Origin of the sequence: Janthinobacterium sp. SUN118 (assembly GCF_030397695.1) — a bacterium.
In the GTDB taxonomy this organism is placed as follows: domain Bacteria; phylum Pseudomonadota; class Gammaproteobacteria; order Burkholderiales; family Burkholderiaceae_D; genus Janthinobacterium.
Map to the genome: position 1 here is coordinate 1 of NZ_JAPUBV010000009.1, position 8,430 is coordinate 8,430.

The following is an 8,430-nucleotide window of genomic DNA, read 5'->3' on the forward strand; positions in this document are numbered from 1 at the left end:
CTATTTCATTATTTCTTGTGAACATTTGATATTTTAAGTTTGACGCTGCTTACGCAGCGCTGCACTTACATCAAATGCCCACACTTATCGACTGTTAATTGTTAAAGAACTGTATTCGGTTACAGCTTTCGCGCTATCGACAAAGCGTTGTGTTTGTCAGCTGCGAAGAAGGAAGAGTATGAAGCATTTCAGCACAATCGTCAACACCTTCTTTTTACTGCATCGCCGTTTCCGGTGATCCTCAAAGCCGCATTTGACTGCGTCTCATTGGGGAGGCGAACTATAGCAAAGCCACCCACGGGCGGCAAGCTTTATTTCAGCAAGTCTGCAACCGCCACGCCGACATCGGTCGTACTGGCGCTGCCGCCCATGTCCGGCGTGCGTGGTCCGTGCTCGAGCACCTGCTCGATGGCGCGCACAATCGCATCATGCGCGGCCGTGTAACGGGCATCGCCATTGCCGAGGAAATCGAGCAGCATGGCGCCCGACCAGATCATGCCGATCGGATTGGCGATATTCTGGCCATAGATATCGGGGGCGGAACCGTGTACCGGCTCAAACACAGAAGGGAAAGTACGCTCCGGATTGATATTCGCCGACGGCGCGATGGCGATCGTGCCCGTGCACGCCGGGCCAAGGTCGGACAGGATGTCACCAAACAGATTCGACGCCACCACCACGTCGAAACGCTCGGGACTCAGCACGAAACGGGCCGCCAGAATGTCGATATGGTATTTATCCCAGCGCACATCGGGAAACTCGGGCGCCATCGCTTCCACCCGCTCATCCCAGAACGGCATGCTGATCGCGATGCCATTTGACTTGGTCGCCGACGTCAGGTGTTTTTTAGGCCGGCTTTGCGCCAGCTCAAACGCATATTTGAGGATGCGGTCGACACCTTTGCGTGTAAAGACGGATTCCTGCAGCACGGTTTCACGCTCCGTGCCTTCGAACATGCGCCCGCCCACGGACGAATATTCGCCCTCCGTATTTTCACGCACCACATAAAAGTCGATATCGCCTGGCTTCTTATTTGCCAGCGGGCACGGCACGCCGGGCATCAGCCGTACGGGGCGCAAGTTGACGTACTCATCGAACTCGCGGCGAAATTTCAACAGCGATCCCCACAGCGAAATGTGGTCGGGCACCTTGTCCGGCCACCCCACGGCGCCAAAATAAATGGCGTCGAAGTCCTTGAGCTGCGCAAACCAGTCCGACGGCATCATTTGCCCGTGCTCCAGGTAATAATCGCAATTGGCCCAGGCCATGGTCGTAAACTGCAAGTCGATGTTGAAACGCTGCGCGGCGGCCCGCAGCACGCGCAAGCCTTCCGGCATGACTTCATTGCCGATGCCGTCGCCGGCGATGACGGCGATTCTGTGGGTGACCATGGTGACCATGACATGCAGCTCCTGTAGAGATGGGATGCATCGATGATACTAGCGCCGCATGGGAATACAATCAGCGTATTCAGAACCCCAGTATTCATACTTCATGGCCAATTGATGAAAAACACACCATTGCTGGAAGACTTGCGCCTGTTTTGCCTGGTTGCCCACAAAGCCAGCTTTGCCGCCACGGCACTGGAACTGGGTATTTCCAAGGCCGTCGTCAGCAAGCGCATCGGTATGCTGGAAGACGCCTTGCAGACGCGCCTGCTGCACCGGACCACGCGCCGGGTCAGCGTCACCGATCATGGCAACATCGTGCGGCAATGGGCGCAGCGCATCCTGGAAGATGTTGCGCAGATGGGCGATGCCGTAGCGCAATCCAAATTGCAGCCGCAGGGCATGCTGCGCATCTGCTCCAGTTCCGGCTTCGGCCGCAACCGGCTCGGTCCTGCGCTGTCCGCATTGGCGCGGCAATACCCGCAGCTGAACATCCAGGTGGAATTGCTCGACCGCCCCGTTGACCTGCTGGGCGAAGGTTTCGATCTCGACATCCGGGTCGGCGTGGTCCAGGAGCCGGATCTGATCGCGCACCGCATCGCCAGCAATCAGCGCGTGCTGTGCGCCGCGCCCGCCTACCTGGCGCGGCATGGCGCACCGACTACCCTGGCGCAGTTAAGCGAGCATCAATGCATCGTCATCCGCGAACGCGACCAGGATGGGCGGCGCTGGAAACTGCAGGGGCCACAAGGACAGGAAACCGTGAAGGTCGACGGGCCGCTGTCGGCCAATAATGGCGAGATCGTGCATCAATGGGCGCTCGATGGGCATGGCATCATTTTGCGCTCGGCCTGGGATGTCGCGGGCAGCCTGGCGCAAGGCAAACTGGTGCGTATCTTGCCCGCGTATCACCAGGCTGCCGATGTATGGGCCGTGACCACGTCACGGTTGTCGAACTCGGCCAAGGTCAGGGTGTGCGTGCAATTTCTGGAACAGTGGCTGCAAGCACGGAACCAGTGATTCAGACCTGGCGCGCGACGTCCGGATACAGGCGCGCCAGGGTATCGGACGCGATGGTTGTCATGATAGGCAAGACGCGCTCGGTCGCCAGCTCCGGAGATTTTTCACGGCGTACGTCTTTCCACAGTTCCAGCAAGGCGCCATCATGACGTGCCACCGCCTGTTCGACTTCCTCCTGCCAGAACGCCGGCGCTTCGCCTTCGACAAAATTACCACGGCCCCGGCCAAAATGGGCTACCGCCAGGTAACGCAGCACGCCCGCCACTACCAGGGTGCGCAGGAAGGCATCCGTAAATTGCATCGTCGGCTCGTTGCGGTCCGTGCCCGAATTAAAACCCCAGGCGGCACCGGCGAACGTCAGCGCTCCGACCACGCCGCCGAGCAAGGCCCCCGTACCCAGGGTCAAGCCACCGGAAATCAAGTCCGCCGACAGGCCCGTCGCCGCACCGGAGATCATGGCGCCCAGCAAGCCCGCCTGCGCCTTGTCGATCGGCGCGCGCACGGCAAAATTATCGCGCACCCGTGCATTGATCTTATGCGCATCCGTCGGGTCAAGTTTGTGCAAGATCAACAGTTCACGCGTCGTCTCGCCGCTGCGCGTATTGAGCCGCGCCACCAGGCTGGCCATGGCCTTTTCCTGGCGTTGCTGCTCTTCATTCTTGCCGATGCCGACTACCTGCAAGGCCGATTTCAGCAAGCCCTTGGAAACAGGTGCTATCGCTTCGCTGTCTTTCGCGGCGACGACCAGTTGCGTGGCCAGCAAGTGCATGGACTGCTGGAAACGCGCGGTATTCTGCGCTTGCCAGGTGGCAAACAACCGCGCATAGGCGGCTTGCTGTGACTGCGGCAACAACTTGCCCACCGCTTCATAAAACACGCGTTCATGCACCCAGCAACGGGCGAACGCATCGAGTGCCAGGACATCGCGCACGATAGGGTATTGCTGCAAATGCTCGCGCCAGCGGGCCTGTTCGCCATGTTCCTCATTTCCTGGACGTGGCGGCCCCATCTGATTGAGCAAGACCACCACCGGTTTACCCAGCCACTCAAGGATTTTCATTTCCGCCGGCAAGTAGCCCGCATCCTTGGGGTTCTCCGAGGAATTCACCAGATACAGCACCACGTCGGCTGCATCCTTGGCCGTGCGCAGCGCCTGCTGGCTGAGCCAGAACGGGCGGTCGCGATAACGGTCCAGCACTTCGCGCAGGAACCAGCCGATGGGATTGCCTGCCTGTCCCAGGCGCTTGAGCAGGCGCACGGAATCACCAAAGCCGGGCGTATCCCACAGTTGCAAGGCATCGCCCTGCGGCGTGGCCAGCAAGGTATGCGATTCCGCAAACACCGTCACATGGGCGGCGTCGCGCACTTCGCCGATATCCACGCCCACCAGAGTACGCGCCAGGGTCGTCTTGCCGTTATTCGTATGCGAGATCAGCGCAAACTGAATCTGCGCCGCATCTTCCTGGACGTCTTTATTTACATTCACACTCATGCGGCTGCCGATACTTTCAGTCCGACACCCGCGTCGAGCGGATGCAGGGCGGGATTGAGCAAATTGACCAGCGTGGCCGTGGTTTTGTGGAACTGGCAGAACTGTTGCCACAGGGCGACTCGTTCCGCCAGACGCGCGCCATTGTCCGCTTGTTCGCCAGCACGCTCGAGGTAGCTGGACTCATCGATCAGGACGGCGATGCCGCGTGCCGACGATTGCGCCAGGTAGTCGAGGAAAGCGCCATGATTTTCCTTTTCCGGCGTCGCCGTCAGGTTGAACAGCACGGCCGTGATATTGACTTGCGGATCATTCAGGTCCGTGCCGCGCAAGACTTCCTGCGGTTCCTCGCCATATGACGTCGATGGGCGCAGCATCATGCGGCCCTGCTCGCCGAACAGCATGATCGCGATCTGTCCCAGGCCCTTGTGGCGTGCCTCATCGACAGTAAAGCTGTAAGGCAATACGCGCAGCATGCCGCCCGTGGCCACGCCGATGCTTTCATTGAGCTTGCGGAAATACGGTTGATCCAGATCCAGCGGGAAGTGTTTCGCCAGACGCGCTGCGCGCCAATTGTTGACGAGGGCCAGGATCAGGCGCGGCACGACCACCAGTAGGAAGATCGTTGCCGCATACAAATGCACCCAGCGCGCACCGCCTTCGACGGCCGTCGTTTGCGGGAAGCGCAGCGCTTCGATTTCCGCCAGAGAAAAGCCTTGCAGGTGAAACAGGGCGATGGCCGGCGCAAACAGGGTCGAAAGCAGGCCATGCACCTGGCTGGCATTCAGGAACGTGCTTTCCCAGCCGGCCGCGTATTGCGACAGGAAGCCACGCGCATACAGCGAGGCGACGGCGCCGATGGCAAACATGGCGGCGCTCAGGTGTATCGTGCGGCTCAGGCGCGCGGCCGTCAGCTTGGCGCTCAGGTGCGCCCATTCGCCCATGAAACTGAGCAAACCCGAAGATAAGGCATGCGGCAACTTGCGCGGCAGGGCCAGCCGGCCCACGCTCAGGTGGCGTACCAGTCCCGCTTTTGGCCAGCCCAGGGAATGCGAAGGAATGCACAGCCAGATCAGCAAGCCCAGGTAAACCAGCACATTCCAGGCGATGATCAGCAGCAGGGGCGCCGACAGCAGGTCGACGCGATGCGGGTCCGTAATGCGGTCGAGCCCGGCGCCCAGCAGCAAGGCCAGCAGAGGCAAGGCCAGGGCCAGGGTTTTCATGCCGTTGCGGCGTTTTGCGAAGGCGGCGAAGGCGGGCGTGCGCTCGGTGATGCGCTTGATGATCAGCTCGGAACGCTGTTGCAGGAAGTCGTCGCCCGTCACCTCAGCCTGCTTGCCCGAAGCTTGCCATTGAGCAAGCTCACGCGCACTACGGCTGGCATACATGCGGTCATCCTCGCTGAGGACTTCTTTTTTCTGGTCGGCCGTCTCGATAGCACGGACCAATACCACTTCTCTCGCAATCTGCTCGTTCATGGTGCTCCTGTTTTTGTATGAAACGACAACTCGACAGGCAGATTGTGACGTACTTTTCTGTTTCAGGCCAACGCGTCCTCGGCTTTCAGCAAGTTATACAGCAGATAGACGAGGAAAGAAGCGATCCAGGCTGACCACAGGGTATGCGAGAAAAATTGCGTGCCTTGCAATTGTTGCATCCAGGCAAACATCAAACCACATAGCAACATCAAGCTGGCGACCACGACGGCCACGCGCGGTTGTCGCGGCAACCAGAAGAGCGGCAAGGCCAGCAACCACCAGGCATTGCTCGCCTGCGTGGCGGGCAAGCAGACCGTCGCGGATGCGGCAGCCGGCAGCGTTTCCAGCAAGCGCGCATACGTTTCCAGTCCACCATAGCGCAGCAAATCGCCAGGGCAAGGCGCGCCACTGAAAGCGGATAGCAGATAAATGCTGGCCGGCACCAGCACGGCAGACAACGCCAGAACGCGCAAGGCTGTACGGCGCGATGCGGGCCAATCCAGTGGGCGCCATGCATCCCACAGCGCCAGGACGATGACGGCGACAGCCAGGGCGTTCAGGGCGAGATTGAAAACACCGGCCAGAGCGAATTGATGACCAGCAAACTGCCCACGCGCGGCATCGAACATGCTGTCGGCGAGCATCAGGTCGAGATTGCTGTAATTGCCGATCCAGAGGATCAGCATGGCCGACAGCATCAGGATGCTATCGATACCTTTGGGGGTTTTAACGAGTTTAAGCTTGGCCAGCATGGGTGCACACATTTACTTGGTGATATGAAAGGGACCGGCCACGTCAAGGACGGCGGCCACGGAAGTCATCGTACAGTGTCAATATGAAGAGAACATGACGGTGCCGGCCAGTACAAATACCGGCGTGGCAAGACGAACTCCTGAGGAATACCTTACAAGCAGCAACATGAAATGCATGTCAGCTAGGCGTTAAATGCGCGTTAAAACGATGGGCCAAACGCGCAATATTTATAGAAAATCAATGCGCAGCACGGTGCCGCCGCCAGGAGGGCTGTTGAACGTCAAGGTGGCGTCCAGGTACAGGCAAATACGTTGTACCAGGCCCAATCCCAGTCCCGTGCCGGAAGAACCGCCCAGATTGGCAGGAATCGGTTGATGCAGCAAGCGCGCGCGGGCCGCTTCGGGCAAGCCAGGGCCCGTATCTTCGACGATCAGCGCGCGCCCGGCCAGGCGTACGATGACTTCGCCCTGCAGTGTGTACTGGCACGCATTGCGCACCAGATTACCGATGGCAGCGCTCAACAGTTCACGCGGCGCGTTAACGAGGAAATCGTCGCCGCCGGTAAAAGCCAGGGTAAGCGCCTTGCCGGCCGTCTGCGGTTGATGGCGCAGACACTCCTGGCGCGCCAGTTCCGCGACCGATAGCGATGCGCATTCCAGCAATTCCGGCGCGCGGGCCAAACGCAGCAATACCGTCACGGAATCCGTCGCTTCGCGTGCCGCCCGGTAAATGCGTTCGGAAGCGGAATGGATAACAGGATCACGCCCGCCTTGCTCCATCAGAATTTCCGCCGCCCCCGTGATCACCGTCAGCGGCGTGCGCAATTCGTGGCTCACATCTCCCGTAAAAAAGCGCTCGCGGTCGAGAACTTCCGTCAACTGCGCCGTACGCGCGGCAAAAGCGCGGGCCAGTATTCCCAGCTCATCGGCACTGTCCTGCAGCGGCAACGCTGACTGGCCTGCCTTGACGGCATGCGTCAGCGCCATGATCGGTGTGATCAAACGATTCGCGATGAAAGCCCCCAGCAGCGAAGCACAGATCAGGAAACCGATAAAACCCAGGGCGAACATGCTGTACACCACCAGCTCGATTTTTTCATACTCGGTGGCATGGTCGATCACGACAAACTCGCCATGCACATCGTGGCCAACCAGCACGTGCAGATCGACGCCATTGACGGTTTTCTCATGCATGCCGGGCGCCAAGCCGCGCAAGGGCGGCGGCGTATCCTCGGCGTGATGAAAACTCAATCCGGCGGGCATGTCGACGGACAAGCCAGCCGCATGCCGCGGCGACGCCCATGCCGCCACCTCTTTCAGGCGCTCATCGACCAGGCGCACTTCAATACCTTCGACGGCGATGGCGGCAATGATGGAAAAGAAGAGGCTCGCCACCAGGGCGAACAGCAGATAGGCGACAACGATACGCCGTCTCAAAGATTTAAACGGGCGCATCGGCACTCAGCAATTTATAGCCGATGCCGGGAATCGTGCGCAGCATGGGAAAAGCATACGGTTTATCGAGCACCTGGCGCAGCGCATGGATGTGCGTGCGCAGGGCATCGCTGTCGGGACGGTCATCGCCCCAGACTTCGTGTTCGAGCATATCGCGCGGCACCAGCTTGGGCGCTTCACTCATCAGGCATTTCAGAATGGTGTAACCGGTCTTGGTCAAGATCAATGGCTGGCCGGCACGCTGGACTTCAAATTTTTCCGTATCAAAACATAATTCACCGACCGTCAGCACGGCGGCGCCCGCCATCTGCCCGCGCGCGCGACGCAGCAGGGCTTTCAAGCGGATTTCCAACTCCAGCAAGGAAAAAGGTTTCACCAGATAGTCATCGGCGCCGCTGTCAAAGCCGGCGACCTTGTCTTGCAGCGTATCGCGTGCCGTCAGCATCAGCACCGGCGTGCTATTGCGCAATTCACCGCGCAACTTCTGGCACAGTTCCAGCCCAGTCAAGCCCGGTAGCATGACATCGAGCACGATCACATCGTATTCATGCTGGGCCAGCAAGGCCAGGCCGGCGTAGCCATTCATGGCCGAATCGAGTACATGACCCTTCGGTTCCAGATAGGCGTACAGATTGGCCAGGATGTCGGGATTGTCTTCAATGATCAGGATGCGCATACCGCCATTGTAGGATGGATTCGGCTGCCTCAAACAACAGCGCCAGACGAAAAAACCCCGCCATCACTGGCGGGGTTTTTCTCTACTGCGTATAACAAGCCTGACGATAACCTACTTTCACACTGGTTGCAGCACTATCATCGGCGCAAAGTTGTTTCACGGTCCTGTTCGG

General features: G+C 59.5%; 7 protein-coding genes. 1 reads left to right on the top strand and 6 read right to left on the bottom strand.

Annotated elements, in window-relative coordinates; all coding sequences use genetic code 11:
* Positions 1-311: 311 nt before the first annotated feature.
* A complete protein-coding gene (locus tag O0880_RS28015) occupies positions 312-1,391 on the bottom strand; it encodes a tartrate dehydrogenase (protein WP_289889724.1) in 1,080 nt (359 codons plus the stop codon).
* Between the two features lie 114 nt (positions 1,392-1,505).
* On the opposite strand from O0880_RS28015, the gene O0880_RS28020 reads away from it, so the two are divergent.
* The gene (locus O0880_RS28020; protein WP_289889718.1) at positions 1,506-2,408 is read left to right on the top strand and encodes a LysR family transcriptional regulator; all 903 of its coding nucleotides are present in this window, start codon (positions 1,506-1,508) and stop codon (positions 2,406-2,408) included.
* Position 2,409: 1 nt separating this feature from the next.
* Here O0880_RS28020 and O0880_RS28025 read toward each other — a convergent pair whose 3' ends face one another.
* The 5 genes from O0880_RS28025 to O0880_RS28045 form a co-directional block, all read right to left on the bottom strand.
* A complete protein-coding gene (locus tag O0880_RS28025) occupies positions 2,410-3,900 on the bottom strand; it encodes a DUF3482 domain-containing protein (RefSeq protein WP_289889719.1) in 1,491 nt (496 codons plus the stop codon).
* Entirely contained in the window at positions 3,897-5,375 is a 1,479-nt protein-coding gene (locus tag O0880_RS28030) for a DUF2868 domain-containing protein (protein WP_289889720.1), read from the bottom strand. Before O0880_RS28030 ends, O0880_RS28025 begins: the two co-directional genes overlap by 4 nt.
* A 62-nt stretch (positions 5,376-5,437) precedes the next feature.
* The gene (locus O0880_RS28035) at positions 5,438-6,127 is read right to left on the bottom strand and encodes an acid phosphatase (protein WP_289889721.1); all 690 of its coding nucleotides are present in this window, start codon (positions 6,125-6,127) and stop codon (positions 5,438-5,440) included.
* Between the two features lie 228 nt (positions 6,128-6,355).
* On the bottom strand, positions 6,356-7,564 hold the full coding sequence (locus tag O0880_RS28040; RefSeq protein WP_354669913.1) for a HAMP domain-containing sensor histidine kinase: 1,209 nt from the start codon (positions 7,562-7,564) through the stop codon (positions 6,356-6,358).
* 4 nt (positions 7,565-7,568) lie between these two features.
* A complete protein-coding gene (locus O0880_RS28045) occupies positions 7,569-8,258 on the bottom strand; it encodes a response regulator transcription factor (RefSeq protein ID WP_071326155.1) in 690 nt (229 codons plus the stop codon).
* Positions 8,259-8,430: the final 172 nt, after the last annotated feature.